Here is a 17,452-nt window from a genome sequence, read left to right on the forward strand (position 1 = left end):
GATAGATTAATGATTTGAGAGAAATGTACAATAGTAAAAAAGAAAACAAATGAAAAAAATAGTATATTTGATAATTGTGTTATCGCTATTGATGGCGTTCAGCTGTAATGATCATCTGGACACGAGGAATCTTTTCGATAAGAATACGCAGAATTTCTATCAGACCCCAAAGGATATAAGAGAAGCAATCAGTGGTGTCTATAATGCACTGTATGTACAGACTAATACAGGTCTGGGAGATGAGCAAATTGCAGCTACACTTTTAGAAGATCTGACTTTGGCAGGTGGAGGTAATGATGATTTTTTTGCTCACAATGCTGCTGGTTTTTTAGATCCTATGGATGATACTTATCGAGAATTGTGGATTGAAACATACAATGGTGTTTACCGTGCAAACAGCATTATTGAAGCAATTGAGGATGCAACTTTTACCGATTATTTTTCAACGGAAAATGAAGCTGAAGTATTTAAGAACAATACCTTGGGTGAAGCTTATTTCATGCGAGGTTTTTTAATGTTTCGTGCAGCACGCTTCTTTGGAGGAATGCCTCTGATAAATTCTACAGAAACACCACGTGATTCTCCCAGAGCATCATACAGTGAAACATTCGGGCAGATAGCAGAGGATTTCAACAAGGCTGCATCCCTAATGGAAGATATTAATGTTAATGCAATCAGTATCAATGATTACGGACATGCCAATAGATGGGTTGCAAAAGCATATCTTGCTCGAACTTTTCTGCACTATACGGGATATATGACTAATATAGAAAAGAGTGCAACTGATGAACTGATATTACCTGATGGATCAGCGATAACCAAAACCGATGTTATAGGACACCTTGAAGATGTTATTGCTTCAGGTGGTTATGAACTTGTTCCAGATTTTAGAAATCTTTGGCCTTATTCGTATGTAAATGAGAGAGCAGGGGAAGTAATCTTGCCATGGGCAGAAAATGAGGGCCTGGAATGGGTCGGTCAGGACGGTCCAAATTCAACGATGGGTACTGGTAATACCGAGGTGATGTTTGCACAAAGATATGCATTCTCAGGATGGGATAATACCAAATTCAGGAATTGGGGAGTATTGTTCTTTTCTGTTCGTGGACAGGAACTGGTGCCCTACGGCCAGGGATGGGGATGGGCGCCTGTTCATCCGGTGTTTTACAACGAATGGCCTGACAATGATCCCAGAAAGAGGGGCTCAGTATTAGATCTGAATGCTGATGATGAAGGTGTTGAGGATTATAATCCGGCAGCAAACAATGGGTACCATCAAACCGGATTAATCATTAAGAAATATATACAACTTCAACATGATGGGCCTCAGGGAGTAAAGGGTATGTTTTATTATATGTATAATCCTGGATCTGATAGTGATAGCTATATGTTATGGACAGCTCAAGATTTCTATTACTTGCGCTATGCAGATGTGTTGCTGATGCACTCTGAACTTACCGGGACAGCTGATGGGTTAAATCAGGTCCGTAGCAGAGCCGGGTTAAATAATATCTCCTATTCACTAGATGCGTTAAAAAAGGAACGTATGTATGAATTTGCATTTGAAGGAGTTCGTTGGTTCGATCTTGTAAGGTGGGGTGATGTGGAAAACAGTACCCGAAATTACTACTCTCGTGAGGCATCTGTCTTAAATAATAATGTGGAAGCTACATATTCTGTGAAATACCGTTCCGAAATAAAAGGTTTGCTACCAATTCCCGAATCCGAAATTCGACTTTCCAACGGTGTTTATAATCAAAATCCGGGTTGGTAGGCCGGTTGATGTAAAAAATAAAAACTAGTTCATATGTTTAAAATCGTAAAAGATATGAAAGTATTTACTATAAATATTTTGGCGTTGTTGTTGGGAGTAAGTTTATTCATGTCATGTACTCCAATTGAAGATAAAGAGACGTTAACAAATACGTACCAACCTGAAGATATTGAACTGAGTGTGATACACTCCTCACCTGGGAGCAACTATTTTACACTAAAAATGAATACTCCCGGTGTTACCGGGTATTGGGATTATATTCTAGGTAAATCATACGGTGATGAAGCCAAAGTGTTATATCCTATAACAGGAAAACAAACATTTACATATGTTGTGTCATCGGCATATATTCCAAATGGTGATTTGATGAACAGTGAGTTTATTACCAAGACAATTGATGTAGATATTAGTTTTCTTGATGATAAGCACCCTGTTCCTTCTGAGTGGAAGTATCTGGTTGGTGATGGGAGTAAGACCTGGGTTTTTGATAAATCTGATATTACTCGCTGGTGGTATATGACTGATGCCGATCCCAACGCTTTCTGGTGGCAACCTGATGAAGGGCCGTCGGATGAAACCGGGCGTATGGTATTCAGTTTGATTGGTTCTCCCGGTTTCACCTATTATGCTTCTCCAACTGCTGAACCTATTGGAAATACTCTTTGGTTTGTAAATTCAGATTGGACTGAACTAAGACTGGTAGGAGATGCGAATATACTGGGTGTTGAAGGAGGAGGAGAACATGAAAGCGGTGGTAAGAATTATAGGATTCTAGAACTCACCGAGAACAGATTGGTCCTGTTCAATACACCAGTTGTGTGGAGTCCAGGATGGGTATGGGTTTTTAAGCCGATGGAGCCCTAAAACATATAAGAAAGATTTTTTATAAGGATAATAAGTTTTTAAGATAAAAAAGCCTTGAAACTGTGTGATAATGTTGTACATCTGGTTCGGAACAGTGGAGCCGGATGTACTTTTAAAACCAATTAACGATCATTCTTTTTTTTCGAAGTAATTCCTTTAGCAATATTTAGGTAGATGTTTAGTTAAATGTTTAACTAATTACATGACTGTTAGCAAGAAAGATTGCAGAGGTTTGATTAAGGAGATTCTACTGATAGTTAATGTACTACATAGTGCCCAAAACTTTTTTACCTGACTATTGCAGGCAATATTAAATATTATTTTTATGCATTTTATATTAAACAATACAATCTGGATTATCTTGAGCATGCTTTTTTTCATATCATGTTCTACCGAGACTGATAATACGCAATATCGAATCTGTCTTAATGAGGGATGGCAACTGTTTTCTTCAGATTCGATCAATGCTGACGGTTCTTTTATTTCATCACCAGATTTTGACAATAAATTTGGTTATACTGTAAAAGTCCCTGCTACAGTAATGAACGGATTAATACAAAATGGACTCTTCCCTGACATTTTTGAACCATTTGTCCTTGAAAAGATGGATAAAACTCCATATGAAATTCCATGGTGGTATCGAAAAGTGTTTAGAATTGATGCATTGTCCGATCTGGATTTCTACCAGATCACGTTCGAGGGGCTTAATTACAAAGCCAATATCTGGCTTAACGGGATGAAGATTGCTGATAAGGATTCTGTGCAGGGATCATATGGCGTTTGGAACTTCGATATTACCCAATTTCTGCATAAAGGAGATAATATGCTGGCTGTTGAAATTATTCCACCTGTGTTCGGGGAGGATGTGCATATGGGATTTGTTGATTGGAATCCTACACCTCCCGATAGGTTAATGGGTATTTATCGAGATGTTATACTTAGTCATACCGGACCACTTTCAATGCGTCACTCTAATGTTGTCTCAAAAGTAGATAAGAACACGCTTAAATCTGCAGAATTGACAATTTCAACTGTACTGACCAATCATACCGGCCATCAACAAAATGGTACACTTATCGCGTCATTTAATAATATTCAAATAAGCCAGGAGGTACAGCTGCAAGCTAATGAGATACGTGAGGTTTTTTTATCACCCTCTGATTTTGATGAGCTGAAGATTAATAACCCCAAATTATGGTGGCCAAATAATATGGGAGAACAGGCATTATATGATTTGAAACTTACTCTCCGGGTGAACAACGAGAAAAGTGATGAAGAGAATTTTCGGTTTGGCATCAGGGAAATAGAAGATTTTTGGAACGAATCTGGATTCAGGGGATTTATGGTTAACGGACAAAAAGTATTGCTAAGAAGTGCCGGTTGGGTTGATGATATCTTCTTGGGAGATTCTGATAAGAAAGTAGAAGCGATGGTGAAGTATGCTAAACATATGAACCTGAATTCGCTTCGATTCGAAGGTTTCTGGGGGAAAAATCGTACTATTATGGATATGGCAGACGAGTGTGGTTTATTGCTTATTTTTGGTTGGTCTGCTCATTGGGAATGGGAGGGTTATATTGGAATTCCTCACGATGATTATGTGACGATCCGCGGAGAGGAAGCTGAGATATTGCATACAAAAAATTACAGGGATCAGGTATTATGGCGTCGCAGACATCCCAGTGTTGCAATATGGACTTATGGAAGTGATAAGTTACCCCGTCCCTCTCTGGAAATTAAGCTCAACAAGATAATGGCAGAAATTGACACCACTCGCCCCATTCTCAGCTATTGTGGCGGTTCCATGCTAATGGGAGACGACGACCCACGACAAAGTGTTATCAGCGGCCCCACAGGAGTGAAAATGGAGGGACCTTACGACTGGGTTCCACCTGTTTACTGGTATGTAGACAAACAGTATGGCGGAGCATTCGGATTTAACACAGAGGTGGGTCCGGGCCCTCAGATTCCCCCGCTTCCAAGTATAAAGAAAATGATTCCAAAGGAATCACTCTGGCCTATTGATAGTGTATGGCTCTATTATAGTGGCAGGGGTGAATTTGAAAATCTGGATCGTTTTCTTAGTGCCTTTAATGCACGATATGGGGAATCAAATGATCTTGAGACGTTTCTGCTGAAAAATCAAATAAGCAGCTATGAAGCCATAAGACCTATGTTCGAGTCATTTGCGGTAAACAAGTTTAATAGTACAGGAGTAGTACAATGGATGTACAATTCTGCCTGGCCAACGCTTTACTGGCAGTTGTTCGACTACTATCTTATGCCCAATGGTGCATTTTATGGTACTAAGAAAGCATCATCTCCGGTTCTCCCTATTTATAATTATGGTGATCATGGAATTTATGTAAACAACGATAAAAAAGATTCATTGACTGATATTTCTTTGCAGATAAAGATATTTGATATTAACTCCAATCTGTTGTTCGATGAAGTAGAAAAATTGGATATTGGGCCTAATCAGTCAAAAAAAGTACTGAATATGCCTGAAGTAGATAATCTATCCTCTACCTTTTTTCTCGATTTGAGACTTATGGATGATGAGGGAAAATCGGTTGAAAATAATTTTTACTGGTTATCCACAAAACCGGACATTCCAGACTTTGAAAAGAGTACCTGGTACTGGACTCCCAATAAACAACATGCTGATTTTAAGGCATTGAACAGTATAGAAAAAACAGAAGTGAATTATGATTATTCTATTTCAACCGATAAGGATGGAGCGAATTTTGAGGTAACTATTCATAATCCGACAAACAAAATTGCCTTTTTCCTGGAATTTATGCTTGTGGATAAAGAGACAAATGAACCGGTCTTACCCGTGTATTGGAGTGATAACTACATTTCATTGCTTCCGGGTGAAAAACGCATATTGACGGTAGCTGGTAATAGTAGCCAATTCAGCAATCCGGAAAGAATGAATATTGTAATTCAGGGTTTTAATTTGAAATAATTCAAATTACGCATATATTATAATTGTAGCTAAATTTTTCAACATATTATATTTAGAGTCGCATTCTTTTTTGCGATTGCAAAAGGTCTAAGCGCTATTTTCGTAAAACAGGTAGCCCTCGAAACATCGAAATGTTTGTATTTTGCTATATGCTCATCACATGGATACGTGCGAAAGATAATTAAAATAATATTGTTATTATGAAACACTTTTCAGTATTTTTGGCACTATTTTGCCTAATCAGCCTTAAGGCACAAGATCTGCCTTATAAGATGGAAGAGCTTTCTGCACCAGAGTTTGTAAATGCAGTAGAAGAAAGTTCCAAGACTGCTATTCTTCCTATTGGCGTTTTCGAAAAGCATGGTCCTCACATGCCATTAGGAACAGATCTTTATATAGCTAGAGAGATTGCTCTTCGTGCAGCTGAAAAAGAGTACACAGTTGTTTTCCCGTGGTACTACTTCAGTCAGATTAATGAAGCCAGGCATCAACCTGGAACCATAGCCTATTCTCCCTCACTAATATGGGAAGTGCTGCAGGAGACACTCAACGAACTTAGTAGAAATGGTTTCAAAAAGATCATCATACTGAACGGACATGGTGGTAATAACGCTTTTCTGAATTATTTTGGCATGGCGCAACTATCAGAAAAGAGAGATTACTCGCTTTACTGGTTTCAACCTTCCTATGATCCCGAAGTGATTAAAAAAGCGGAGGCTGTTTCCCAGCATGATCCTTATGATCAGCATGCCGGAAATAGCGAGTCATCTATATTAAAAGCCATTGTGCCTGATCTGGTACATCCTGAAAAGGCGGGACAACAATCGGGTATTGACCTTGACCGCTTGAAAAATCTCCCTAACGTCTATTCAGGTATATGGTGGTACGCTCGTTTTCCCAATCATTATTCTGGAGATGGATCAAAAGCTAATGCACAAGCTGGAAGGCTTATTTTGGAAAGTGTTGTTGATCAATTTGTGGAGACTATTCGTAATGTTAAAGCAGACAAGAATGTCCCCGAATTGCAGGAGCAGTTTTTAAGGGAAGCAGGAAATCCTTTAGACAAAAAACAATAGAGCGGAAATTCATTTTCTATCAAAAATTATCACGTGCTATTTTTCACGGTTTGCAATAGAAATTTTCTTCCCGGTCGAAGCTCTCTTTCTAGCATCCGGGTATTTTCGGCAAATAAATGTTATAGCGTCACATTTACTTAATATTGTAATTTCAACATAATTTGATGTTACGATAAAATGGAGTATTTTTGTTTAAAATTCTAGTATATAAAGACTATTTGGGTAATCAAATGATATTCAATCAGGAAAAGTTGTTTAAAAATGTTATCGGAGTAATTTTTGGGGGAAAATATCTTCACGTGGCAAGGTTGGAAAACGGTGTTATTGCAGAAATTAAACACAGGGAGATAAATAACAGAGAACCGGAAGAGGTTATTCTAAGTGAAATTATTTCTTCAATAAGGCAAATACACAATGATTCGGTTGTGGGCATCGGCGTTGGGATGCCAAGCCTGGTTGATGTGAAAGAAGGAATTGTGTTTAATCCGACAAATATTCCTTCGTGGAATAAGGTTTATCTGAAAGATATCCTGGAAGAGAGATTTAATATTCAGGTCTTTATAAATAATGACGCTAACTGTTTTGCTTTAGGCGAAAAATATTTTGGTGTAGCCAAGGATTTTAATAATATTGCCGGTATTACTATTGGTACGGGAATGGGAGTGGGTATTATTATTGACGGAAGACTTTACTCGGGACGTAATGCTGGTGCCGGTGAATTTTGTTCTATACCATATAAGGACTATGATTATGAATATTATTGCAGTGTAAAATATTTTGAGGAAAAATACGGTATAAAAGATGATGTTCTGTTCAACAGAGCTAAAAAACGAGATAAAATTGCTTTAGCCATTTATGAGATGTTTGGTGTGGATCTGGGAAATGCTGTTAAAACCATCATGTATGCTTTAGATCCTGATGCTATTGTTATTGGAGGGAGGCTTTCTGAGGCTTACAGGTATTTTCAGGAATCGATGTTCAAAACTGTGAATACTTTTATTTACAAATCAACTTTGAAGAATATTCAGATATTAAAGTCTACTAATCCTGATATTTCAATATATGGAGCGGCTGCATTATGTTTTGAAAAGTAAACAAACACTATGGGTAAGAAAATTACAATATATGATATTGCAGATAAACTAAAAATTTCACCATCAACGGTTTCTCGAGCCTTGGCAGATAACTCTAATGTAAATATAAAGACTAAGGAAAGAGTTATTGCTAAAGCTATAGAGATAGGATACATAAACCCAAAAGTTTTAAACAAAGCTAATGTCATAGCTATAATTACACCTGAAATCAATAATTATTTCTATAGTCAGGTTTTATCCACAATTCAGCATACTTTACAAAATAAATATCTTTTTTCTATACTGTGTTCATTTAATTCAGCTGAAATAGAGCGAGAAATTGTGGCAAAATTAGATCCCTCTCAAATTCGTTGCCTCATTATTTCACAAAGTATGGATACAAGTGATTCATCTCACCTTAAGGAAGTTGAGAAAAAAGGAATTCCTGTAATTTTATTCAACAGAGTTAACTATAACTATGATTGTCCAAAGTTTTTAATCGATAACTATATGGATTCATATATGTTGACAAATCATCTGGTAACATCCGGCTACAAAAAAATTGCTTTTGCGGCTAAACACTATAATTGTCCAATTTACAAAGAGAGGATACAGGCTTATAAAGATGTGCTTAGTGAAAATAATGTTGAATTTAATCCAGACTATTTGATATACAGCGAACTAACAGTTGAGGATACTTATGAAGTAATCACCCGTTTTATCAAACTTAAGTCAAGACCCGATGCTTTAATACTTCCTAATTTCACTTCTGCTTTACAAGCCATCTCTATTGCTAAAATAAATAGTATTTCTGTTCCCGAGCAGATGGCTGTGGTCAGTTTTGATGAGAATCCGGAGTGTAAATATTCAACACCTACAATTACTGGCATTGAGCGGCCATACAAAGAGATTGGGGAAGAAATAGGGAAATTTACTCTTTCTTTATGTAATGATCAACCTTATGACATTAACACTGTAAAAATATTTAGTTCGAATCTGATTATAAGAGGGTCATCGCTCGCAACACCCCATAAAATAATGAGATGAACTCAATTAATTTATATGGCTCAATTTGAATGTGTAATTTATTCTTTGAGTTTTGTCTCTATTTAATTGAAAGATTTAAAAAAAGTAAAGGGAGAAGGATCTGATATTGTTGAGTTTTCATCTATATTTGTGTTGAATTTATAAATCGTTTGTTATGAACAGACTAATAATGCTTACATCCGTTTTACTTATGGGTTACTCATTATCCGCACAGGATATTAAATTGCCTGATCCCGACAGAACAGGTGGAAAACCACTGATGCAGGCGCTTAACGAAAGAAAATCAGTCCGTTCTTACCGGGACAAAGAGCTGACAATACGGCAACTATCAGATCTGTTGTGGGCTGCCAATGGTTTTAATCGCGATGATAAACGCACCGCACCAACGGCAAACAACCGCCAGGAACTGGAACTGTACGTGGTGATCAAAAACGGGATTTATTTTTATGATGCCCGAAACCACACTCTGAAAGAGGTGAAAAAAGGGGACTATCGTGCTGAGACAGGTGTCCAGGATTTTGTTGCTGATGCGGCACTTAATCTGGTTTTTGTCTCCGACATGGATATGGCTTCCAGCAGGCAGTATGCCTATACAAATTGCGGATTTGTGTCGCAAAACGTCTATCTCTACTGTGCATCAGAGGGACTTGGTTCAGTTGTGCGTGGATCGTTCGATAAGGATAAGCTGGGCAAGCTGCTTAATCTGAAGCCCAATGAGGAGATATTACTGACCCAGTCAGTCAGCTATCCCGATTGATCGATATCGTTACATACTCAACAGTTACGAGATAATACTTTTAAGATATCTCTATATGTTGACTGTTTGAGCCTAACCACTTCTGCCGATATTAGAAATGCCTTTTAGGGGGACGGCTGAAACCACCGAAGCTGAGGGTAACCATATGCATGTTCCCATCCAGCAGGTTGTTTTCCCTGTTGTAGTTGGGTATGTAAAAAGTGTAACGTACTCCTATGTAGGTTCCTCCGTAGCGGGAGAGGTCTGTCTCTTTGCTCCAGGTATTCAGTTTAATTTCCAGTCCTGCCAGGTAGTTAAGAGCCGACAACTCCTTGAAATCACCCAGTTCGGGATGGCTCTTTATCTCTGTATCAGTTGGTCCCATACCCATTCCTCCGATACCTATGAAAGGCATAAACTTGATGTCACGACTTTGGAAGGCCGGATATTGGAGCGTAAGATCGGCTCCGATAAGATAGCCCTTGATATTGACCGGCCAGTTAATATTATGATTGATAACTTCCCGGTTGGTTTTGGTGGAAGCATAGTTGAAACGCAGGGAGAGGTCGAAATCCTTGTAAAGCGCATCCAGAGCAAAACCGCCTGCGATACTGTTTCTGAAGTGGTGACTCAGCCCGCCGGTAAGTGCGTTATGCCCCAGATAGAACTCATATCCTAACCCCCAGTTACCCGGCCGGAACCGGTAGCGGATAAACCTGCGTGTGTAGTCTGCATATTCACTATTTTCGTAGGTTTCCAAAAAACCGGTCGCCATGGAATTTACCTCTTCCATCTCCGGTTCATCATCCACTTTATCAGGCGTGAAAAGAAGTGAGTATAGCCACAATTTGAGAAACTCCTTCTCTTCCACGCTCAACTCCGAATTGTCTATACATACTGTCAATGGCAGATATGATTCAGCTGATTTCTTTCCTGCCTCCTCTGTGAGATGGTCGTTATCGGATATCATTCTCAACATTGATGAAGGCCTGAACCTTTCGGGCATTTGCCAGTAACCGCCATTATTCAAGTCGATATTCGCAGAAAACTGCTTTGCCTCATGAAGCAGTTCGGTGTAATCTTCAGTCCAGAATGATAGAAGCCAGTATTCTACGGGCAGATAGACTTTGTATGGATTGAATGCTTCACCGGCAAGATAATCTTTTACATCCTTTAAAGCGGATATATCGCCCTTCAGCAAATGTTCCAGGGTTAGCGAACGCCCTTTAGAAATTATTTCCATGTCACTGGCACGGCGACTAAGTATTTCGTTGCGGATGGAGTCGCCCTGCTGGGCAAAGAGAGAGGAAGTGTTGAGAATGAAAAAAATAATGAACAACGGAAATATAGATCTATTCATTTGTTAATGTTTTTAAATATAAGAGATTATGGCCTGTATGTCTGTTTTAAAAAACAAAGATAAATTAAATCTTTTAGTCCACCATACACCTTGCAAAACCTTTCACATAGACGATGGAACGTTTCCCTGTCCATAGTATGGCCGATTTAGGAATAACAACCTCGTTATTACCCGAAGAAGAACCACTTGTTTTCGAAGTGCTATAATACTGGCCTTTCAGAATCCGAAGTCGTCAATTACAACATCCTCAGCTTCTTCCTGCTCAATCTCTATCACATTTTGTGATGGCAATCCCTCCACATAGATGGCTTTAAAAGGAATTGCGGGGCATACATATTCGCATCCACCGCAACCGACACAGATAGCGGGATTAATCTCGGGAATAGTCAGCGAGCCTTTATAGGGGACCATATGTACAGCTTGGGTTGGACAGTGCTCAGAGCAGGCACCACAGTTAGTTTCATCGTAATAGACAATACAGTTCTCAACAATAAACTGCACCTGCCCCATTTGTGTGTGGTTCTTCTCCTCTTTGGTTAATGGGAGGATGGCTCCTGTGGGACAAACCTCTCCGCAGATTGTACAATCATAGTTGCAAAAACCTTTGCTGAAATAGAGTTTGGGCTGCATTATTCCTCCGGGGCCATATTCTAGGAATGCAGGCTTTATAACGTGTGACGGACATTTGCTTACGCAGAGGTGGCAGGAGATGCATTTTTCCCGTAGGTGGTCGAAGGAAAGTGCCCCAGGTGGTGCAATAGGAACCTGACGTTTTAAATCACGCTTTGGAATTACCCCTCCCTGAATCTCTTGCGCGATAAGGCTCCCTGCTGCCAGTCCGGTTACCAGGGAGGCGGACAGGAAGCGTCGTTTCGATTCATCTACAGATCTTTTATCATTATCTTGTTTATCCGCTCTCTCAGGTCTATCCGTCCTTTCCACCCTGTTAATCTTTTGCGGATTCCCTGTCTTTTCCGCTATCTCCGGTTTCTCCGATTTTACAGTTCTTCCCGGTTTCCCGGTTTTATCCATTTTTTCCGACATCTCCTTTTCCACATAGCTGTTTACCTGAATATTATCTGTCCGTCTCCTTTTGACAGGCATGATAAACTTGTATTTCATTGCATCGTGGTTGCAGCTCTCAATACAGTTAAAGCAGGTAACGCACCGGCTGTAATCTATCTGTTTGTTGCTGGAATCGATGCAGGAAGCCTTGCACCTCATGCTACACAGTCCACACATATTACACTTGTCATCTATAAACTGAATCCTGAATAGCGAGTATTTGCTCAGCAAACCAAGTGTGGTTCCCACCGGGCAGATAGTGTTGCACCAGGTCCTGCCGCCACGCCATGCAAGGTAACCGATTGTCAATAGAGTAAGGAGTGCTATTATGGTTGAAAAAACTCCCAGAGAGTAGATCCCTACCTTGTAGAATGAGTAATTATCGAAAGAGGTGAAAATTGTATCCAGCAGATTGTTCCCGGCCAGATAAGCAGGCCTCAGAAGGTGTGTTGCCATTCTTCCGTATGCACCGTAGGGATCGAGAAGTCCCACCAGAAAGGTAAATCCGAAAACAAAAGCAATTACAGTGGCTGCAAGCACACTCCACCGGAGAATATTTTTTGCCTTGCTGTACCTATATTTTTTCTTCCTGATAAATCTTTTGGATAGCCATGCTACTATATCCTGATATATTCCCATTGGACAGATGGACGAGCAGTAAACTCTGCCGAAGATCAGGGTGAGCACAATCAGTGATACCAGAATAATAATATTAAGTGCCAGGAGTGCAGGAATAAACTGGATCTCAGCCAGAATACTAAGACTTTCCGGTAGTACTTCCCTGAAATCAAGGAAATAAAGTGTTATTAGTGTGAACAGGATGACAGACAGAATAACCCGTATCTTTTTTAACATAATGTTTTCTTTTATTGTTGCTTGCTTATTTTCTTACTCTATTATTTACTTCCTTACTTCCTTGCTTCCTCGCTTGCTTCCTTGCTTCCTTGCTTCCATGCTCGCTTGCTTGCTTGCTTCCTTGCTTGCTTCCTTCCTTCCTTCCATTCTCGGTTATACGCAGAGACATAATCCGGTTGATATTACCGGATTATTACGCCGAACAACTCTAAATAAAAACAGACGGAATTACATTCGTACTCTTCTGATGTTTAAATTGTCAAGATTCATAGTACCAATACCCAATTCTTGTCCCTTGGCAATGTGGGTCACCTTTTCTATAGGCATCTCACGAGCCTGGTTGAAGAAATTAGCAGCAGCAGTATCGGCGGCAATAATATCCTGAGATACAAACAACCCTTTTGAGAGAACCACATCGGAGAGTGATTTTCCTTTAGGGCCGCTTGTTTTCATTAATCTATAAGCGTCCACCACATTTAAGACCGGCCGTTTTTCGTATGTACATACATCAGCGATGCATTGTTGAAGGTCGTTTGCATGGAAATAACCTCTATCCCATACAATCCCCATATAGTTTTTCATTGAGATAGTTAATTGTGCGCCGCCATGATTTTTGAGTACAGGCACATTTATCCATTTATCGCTATCCACGATTGCCTGGTGAATCTTTGCAGTTTTAAGGCTTCTCCCTTTGGGCAGTGAGACTGTTTTGTAATATGATTCCTGATGGGCGGGAACCACTTTGGCACCTGCATTTTTTGCTGCTTCCTCAATGCCACTGTTAGTGTATGATTTTCGCCAGTCGTCGCAGGTGTGATCAAACACTGTAACCTCCGAAGCACCGGCGTCGAAACATTGTTTGATAATTTCCATAACCAGTTTTGGGTTGGTATTGGCTGCCATTTCAACAGGCTGGTCCCACCCGATGTTGGGCTTCACGCAAACCTTGTCGCCTTTGCTGATAAAATTTTTCATTCCACCTATTTCTGCAATCGCCCTGCGGAACATGTTTTCGGGTTCATCTCCCATTACTGCCACCAAATCGTATTTTGAGGCTGCGTTGGTAGTTTCGAACGATTGGGTTAGAACACTCATCGCACCCACTTCTTTTACTGTAGTAAGGGCAGCACCTGTAAGAGCTACCGCCCGTAAGAATTTCCGTCTGTCCATAATCTAATTTATTTTGGTTTTGTTAATTTACTAATCTTTGAGTCATCTCCGAAAGCCACTAATATATAAATAATTATTTATATATTATTGATATCAATATTTATATTGGTTTGTTTACAATAAAAGAGGCTGTTTACAGGGGGCTCATCTTTGTAATTTATAAGCATAAAAATGATTTTCGTTTGTAATTATCATCTTTGCGTAAAGTTTACCTGCTTTTTTAAATATACTTAAACTGCACCTGTAACCCTCCGGAAACTGTAGCTCCAGGCATGGGATATCCAGCATTGATCTCATATTTCTGGTCAAGCAGGTTTTCTCCTTTTAAAAAGATATTAAGCCACTCTGATGCCTTGAATCCAGCACGAGCATTCCAAAGCAGGAAATTTTCCTTTATATGTTCAGGGCGGACGGCTTTGTACAGATTACCAATATATTGCATGCCTGTAGAAAAATTCAACCGATTTTTGGTATATATTCCGCTCACATACAACTTATGTTCAGGAGCAGCAATAATCTTATGTCTCATATAGAGATAGCTGTAGTTGCTCGAGAGTCGCAAGCGATTGGTAACCATGTAAATAGAGCTTATCTCGAAACCTTTGTTTTCTACTTTTCCGGTATTGCTCCATTTACCGATACCCGGTTCCACACGTATCATATTATCACCATTTATGTAAAAAAGGTTTACTCCTATGTTAAATCTGTTTCCCAATAGAGTTTGCAGATACGATAGTTCGTAATTCCAGAGTTGTTCCGGCCTCAGACCGGGATTTTTCGGCGGGAACATATACATCTCCCGAATGGCTGGATTGCGAAATCCCTTGCTTACGATGGCTTTAATTACTGTGGGAGATGAAGGAGTGAAACTTATTCCAAACTGAGGTATCCATTCTGAACCGTTTATTTCATGATGATCGAGGCGGATGCCTGTGTTTATTGTAAGTGATTTATCCAGTAAAGTTTGCTGCACATTCACGTAACCCGCCTGATTGTTGAGGTGAACATCTGCTAACTCTTCATTATTCACTTTGTCATTGAATTTGTTCCATGCTTTTCCTCCGAAGCGTTGAAAATCGAGTCCGGCAGTTGTCTTGTTTCCTTCAAAAAAAGAATAGGACTGAGAGACTGAAAATCCAAACATTTGGTCATTTGAACGAAAACGATAGTCAGGCGGCAGAGAGGATGAAAGGCTTGAGATACCGTCGTTTATTTCATGCCTGCCGAAATTATAAAAGAATTTTAATGCTCCCGATGTGTGGGTAAATTCATTTTCCAAAACAGCAGAAGCTACTCCCCGCAAAATATCGGCATCATTGTCGATCATCAGGTTGGAGATCGATCCCGGGTTGGATGACTTAGTATTAGAGAGGTTGAGGTCGATAAATCCCGACCAATTTCCGGATAATTGATAACCAGCCTTTCCATAAGCGTTTACCTGCCTGTACTCCATGTTTTCCCTATGACCGTCAGAGCGGTTGTATCCGATGTTTCCTACAAGTTGCAACCTCTCTTTCCTCCATCCGTTCATTACTTCTCCACTAAACGTGTTGTGGCTGCCGTACATAGTTTGGGCAGATTGTTGAAGTCCCTCCTGTTGTTGCTTTTTGGTTATGATGTTGATCACGCCACCCATAGCGTTGGAGCCATAAAGAACAGAAGCGGGGCCCCGGACTACTTCCACACGTTCCGCCATCATTGATTGATAACTGTCCGCCAGCGGATGTCCCATAAGTCCCATGTATTGGGGATGGCCATCAATTAAAACCAATACTCCCGATGTAGGCATTCCCCCTATTCCTCTGATACTCATTCCGCCAGCGGCGCCATTTGCCACACCATATCCTATAACGCCTCTCTGTGTGATGAAGAGCCCGGGCACTTCCTCCGTAAGTATGGGAAGCAGCGATGGCTCTAGCCGGTTTCGTATCTGTTGTTCTCCGACAATGGAAATACTCATGGGTACATTGCGCAGATTTACTTTCGGCATGCTACCCGTAACTATCACCTCATCCAGGCGAATGGTGTCATTCAGTTCTTCGTTATCGGTGTACCCGTTTCCCGCCAGCAGCGTATGGGGCACTAATAAGCAGGAAAAAATAAAAAAGGTGATTCTTCTCATACAATCCAGGGAAATCTGAAACATGATTCGTCATATAGCGAATAATCAGCCCTGCCGTTCACGGCAAAGGTTTTTATCTGCCTGGCGCCATGTAAAAGATTGATAGCAAAATCTACTGTAGCACCTGTTTTTATACGATCTTCAACCAATAGCACTGTCTTATTCTTATATTCGAAATTTATTGGAGAGACAAGTACCGGGCTGTCGTATTTTGGCTTTTGGCTGGGATCTCGCAGGTTTATTTTTAACAGTTGTATTTCTACGTTCAAACGCTGATTGATGATTGCAGCAGGTATTACACCCCCGTTGGCAATTGCCACAATCATATCGAAAGTCTCGCGGAACTCTATCTCGCGAAACTTTTTCATAACCTCTTCGAAAGGTTTTACTTCAATCATTTTAAACTCTGGCCAGTGCTTTCAGCACAAAATATCCGCCGAAAAGCTGGATAATCATTCCGGGAATACCGATACGGAAATCCTGAGCAGCAACGGTGAAATTTTGAGTCATTATCCACTCAATACCCGTTCCGATAACCTGATAGGCTATGACAGCAATCAAAATGCCTAATAGAGACACTTTTCCAAAATGTTTTGCAGCCATTGCTGCAGCGATAGCCAGAATGCCCGATTTGATCATTATGGCTGGAAGTACAGCTACCGGTGGCATGCCAAATAGTAAGCTGTTGGCCAAGGGTGACAGGATAGCTGTTAGTAGTCCCACATGAATGCCATATTTATAAGCGGCAATCAGGGTGAAGAAATATATTGGCAAAAATATAAACCCACCTTGCGGAACTAGGTGTGCCAGCTGTGGTAACAGAAGGTTTCCTGCAATAAAAACAGCAGCGAATAGATAGGTTTTCGTGTTGCTTAGTCTTAAAGAATACAGTTTAGCTGTTGTGGACATAGTGATCAGTTTTATATCGATTTATAAATGTAACTATTCTTGGAGGCATATTTCAACATATACAAAACTATAAAGAAAATTTTGTATTTCGTTGCTGATGCTGGGTTTTTTTATTTAAAAAATTAAAAAACCCAGTCAAAAAACTTTATTTTGTAATGATCAAATCAATTATTTGCGATTATTTCAATCATATGGGCTTCTTTACTGCCGATATGGAATTTGATAGTTAGATTGTGTTGTCTGAGCTGCTATTGCAATGTAAAAAAAAAATATTTCAAGCAGATATGTTTTTAAATTTTCCATTTTAATTGTATTATAGGTAATTTTTCTTGATGGTTAGTTAAATACTTTTTTAATACAATGAGAGTCAGCAAGAAACACTGTTGTATTTCAGTAAAGTTTAACGCAATGATAATTTATCCTTTAACCA

General features: G+C 39.7%; 13 protein-coding genes. 7 read left to right on the forward strand and 6 right to left on the reverse strand.

Annotation, left to right across the window (positions count from 1 at the left end):
- Positions 1 to 49 precede the first annotated feature (49 nt).
- The 7 genes from B3B27_RS01555 to B3B27_RS01585 all read left to right on the forward strand — a co-directional run bounded on the left by B3B27_RS01555 (position 50) and on the right by B3B27_RS01585 (position 9,562).
- Positions 50 to 1,774, forward strand: a complete 1,725-nt coding sequence (locus B3B27_RS01555) for a RagB/SusD family nutrient uptake outer membrane protein (RefSeq protein ID WP_286846721.1) — start codon at positions 50 to 52, stop codon at positions 1,772 to 1,774.
- 33 nt (positions 1,775 to 1,807) lie between these two features.
- A complete protein-coding gene (locus B3B27_RS01560) occupies positions 1,808 to 2,638 on the forward strand; it encodes a hypothetical protein (RefSeq protein WP_286846724.1) in 831 nt (276 codons plus the stop codon).
- Positions 2,639 to 2,963: 325 nt separating this feature from the next.
- Complete coding sequence (locus B3B27_RS01565) at positions 2,964 to 5,609, forward strand: glycoside hydrolase family 2 protein (RefSeq protein ID WP_286846726.1); 2,646 nt, start codon at positions 2,964 to 2,966, stop codon at positions 5,607 to 5,609.
- Between the two features lie 200 nt (positions 5,610 to 5,809).
- Positions 5,810 to 6,685 (forward strand): creatininase family protein, encoded by an 876-nt coding sequence (locus B3B27_RS01570; protein WP_286846728.1) that lies wholly within the window; start codon positions 5,810 to 5,812, stop codon positions 6,683 to 6,685.
- 230 nt (positions 6,686 to 6,915) lie between these two features.
- Entirely contained in the window at positions 6,916 to 7,779 is an 864-nt protein-coding gene (locus B3B27_RS01575) for an ROK family protein (protein WP_286846730.1), read from the forward strand.
- A 9-nt stretch (positions 7,780 to 7,788) separates the two neighbouring features.
- Positions 7,789 to 8,805 carry a LacI family DNA-binding transcriptional regulator gene (locus B3B27_RS01580; RefSeq protein WP_286846732.1) on the forward strand — a complete coding sequence of 339 codons (1,017 nt, stop codon included), beginning with the start codon at positions 7,789 to 7,791 and terminating at the stop codon, positions 8,803 to 8,805.
- 154 nt (positions 8,806 to 8,959) lie between these two features.
- Positions 8,960 to 9,562, forward strand: a complete 603-nt coding sequence (locus B3B27_RS01585) for a SagB/ThcOx family dehydrogenase (RefSeq protein ID WP_286846735.1) — start codon at positions 8,960 to 8,962, stop codon at positions 9,560 to 9,562.
- Positions 9,563 to 9,653: 91 nt separating this feature from the next.
- Here the strand turns inward: B3B27_RS01585 and B3B27_RS01590 are convergent, their stop codons facing one another.
- The 6 genes from B3B27_RS01590 to B3B27_RS01615 form a co-directional block, all read right to left on the reverse strand.
- A complete protein-coding gene (locus B3B27_RS01590; RefSeq protein WP_238841656.1) occupies positions 9,654 to 10,901 on the reverse strand; it encodes a hypothetical protein in 1,248 nt (415 codons plus the stop codon).
- A gap of 216 nt (positions 10,902 to 11,117) precedes the next feature.
- Positions 11,118 to 12,821: a 4Fe-4S dicluster domain-containing protein gene (locus B3B27_RS01595; protein WP_238841657.1), complete on the reverse strand. Its 1,704-nt coding sequence runs from the start codon at positions 12,819 to 12,821 to the stop codon at positions 11,118 to 11,120.
- A gap of 228 nt (positions 12,822 to 13,049) precedes the next feature.
- A complete protein-coding gene (locus B3B27_RS01600) occupies positions 13,050 to 13,991 on the reverse strand; it encodes a DUF362 domain-containing protein (RefSeq protein WP_238841658.1) in 942 nt (313 codons plus the stop codon).
- A gap of 220 nt (positions 13,992 to 14,211) precedes the next feature.
- Positions 14,212 to 16,113: a TonB-dependent receptor plug domain-containing protein gene (locus tag B3B27_RS01605; RefSeq protein ID WP_286846736.1), complete on the reverse strand. Its 1,902-nt coding sequence runs from the start codon at positions 16,111 to 16,113 to the stop codon at positions 14,212 to 14,214.
- On the reverse strand, positions 16,110 to 16,511 hold the full coding sequence (locus B3B27_RS01610; protein ID WP_238841659.1) for a phosphoribosyltransferase: 402 nt from the start codon (positions 16,509 to 16,511) through the stop codon (positions 16,110 to 16,112). Before B3B27_RS01610 ends, B3B27_RS01605 begins: the two co-directional genes overlap by 4 nt.
- Position 16,512: 1 nt before the next feature.
- Positions 16,513 to 17,022 carry an ECF transporter S component gene (locus B3B27_RS01615; protein ID WP_238841660.1) on the reverse strand — a complete coding sequence of 170 codons (510 nt, stop codon included), beginning with the start codon at positions 17,020 to 17,022 and terminating at the stop codon, positions 16,513 to 16,515.
- Between the last annotated feature and the right edge of the window lie 430 nt (positions 17,023 to 17,452).

Origin of the sequence: Proteiniphilum sp. UBA5463 (assembly GCF_002427225.1) — a bacterium.
GTDB classification, from domain to species: Bacteria; Bacteroidota; Bacteroidia; order Bacteroidales; family Dysgonomonadaceae; genus Proteiniphilum; species Proteiniphilum propionicum.

Excerpts from the sequence above, each read along its gene's own strand:
- B3B27_RS01555 (WP_286846721.1), top strand. The coding sequence starts at position 50 with ATGAAAAAAATAGTATATTTGATAATTGTGTTATCGCTATTGATGGCG.
- B3B27_RS01560 (WP_286846724.1), top strand. The coding sequence starts at position 1,808 with ATGTTTAAAATCGTAAAAGATATGAAAGTATTTACTATAAATATTTTG.
- B3B27_RS01565 (WP_286846726.1), top strand. The coding sequence starts at position 2,964 with ATGCATTTTATATTAAACAATACAATCTGGATTATCTTGAGCATGCTT.
- B3B27_RS01570 (WP_286846728.1), top strand. The coding sequence starts at position 5,810 with ATGAAACACTTTTCAGTATTTTTGGCACTATTTTGCCTAATCAGCCTT.
- B3B27_RS01575 (WP_286846730.1), top strand. The coding sequence starts at position 6,916 with ATGATATTCAATCAGGAAAAGTTGTTTAAAAATGTTATCGGAGTAATT.
- B3B27_RS01580 (WP_286846732.1), top strand. The coding sequence starts at position 7,789 with ATGGGTAAGAAAATTACAATATATGATATTGCAGATAAACTAAAAATT.
- B3B27_RS01585 (WP_286846735.1), top strand. The coding sequence starts at position 8,960 with ATGAACAGACTAATAATGCTTACATCCGTTTTACTTATGGGTTACTCA.
- B3B27_RS01590 (WP_238841656.1), bottom strand. The coding sequence starts at position 10,901 with ATGAATAGATCTATATTTCCGTTGTTCATTATTTTTTTCATTCTCAAC.
- B3B27_RS01595 (WP_238841657.1), bottom strand. The coding sequence starts at position 12,821 with ATGTTAAAAAAGATACGGGTTATTCTGTCTGTCATCCTGTTCACACTA.
- B3B27_RS01600 (WP_238841658.1), bottom strand. The coding sequence starts at position 13,991 with ATGGACAGACGGAAATTCTTACGGGCGGTAGCTCTTACAGGTGCTGCC.
- B3B27_RS01605 (WP_286846736.1), bottom strand. The coding sequence starts at position 16,113 with ATGAGAAGAATCACCTTTTTTATTTTTTCCTGCTTATTAGTGCCCCAT.
- B3B27_RS01610 (WP_238841659.1), bottom strand. The coding sequence starts at position 16,511 with ATGATTGAAGTAAAACCTTTCGAAGAGGTTATGAAAAAGTTTCGCGAG.
- B3B27_RS01615 (WP_238841660.1), bottom strand. The coding sequence starts at position 17,022 with ATGTCCACAACAGCTAAACTGTATTCTTTAAGACTAAGCAACACGAAA.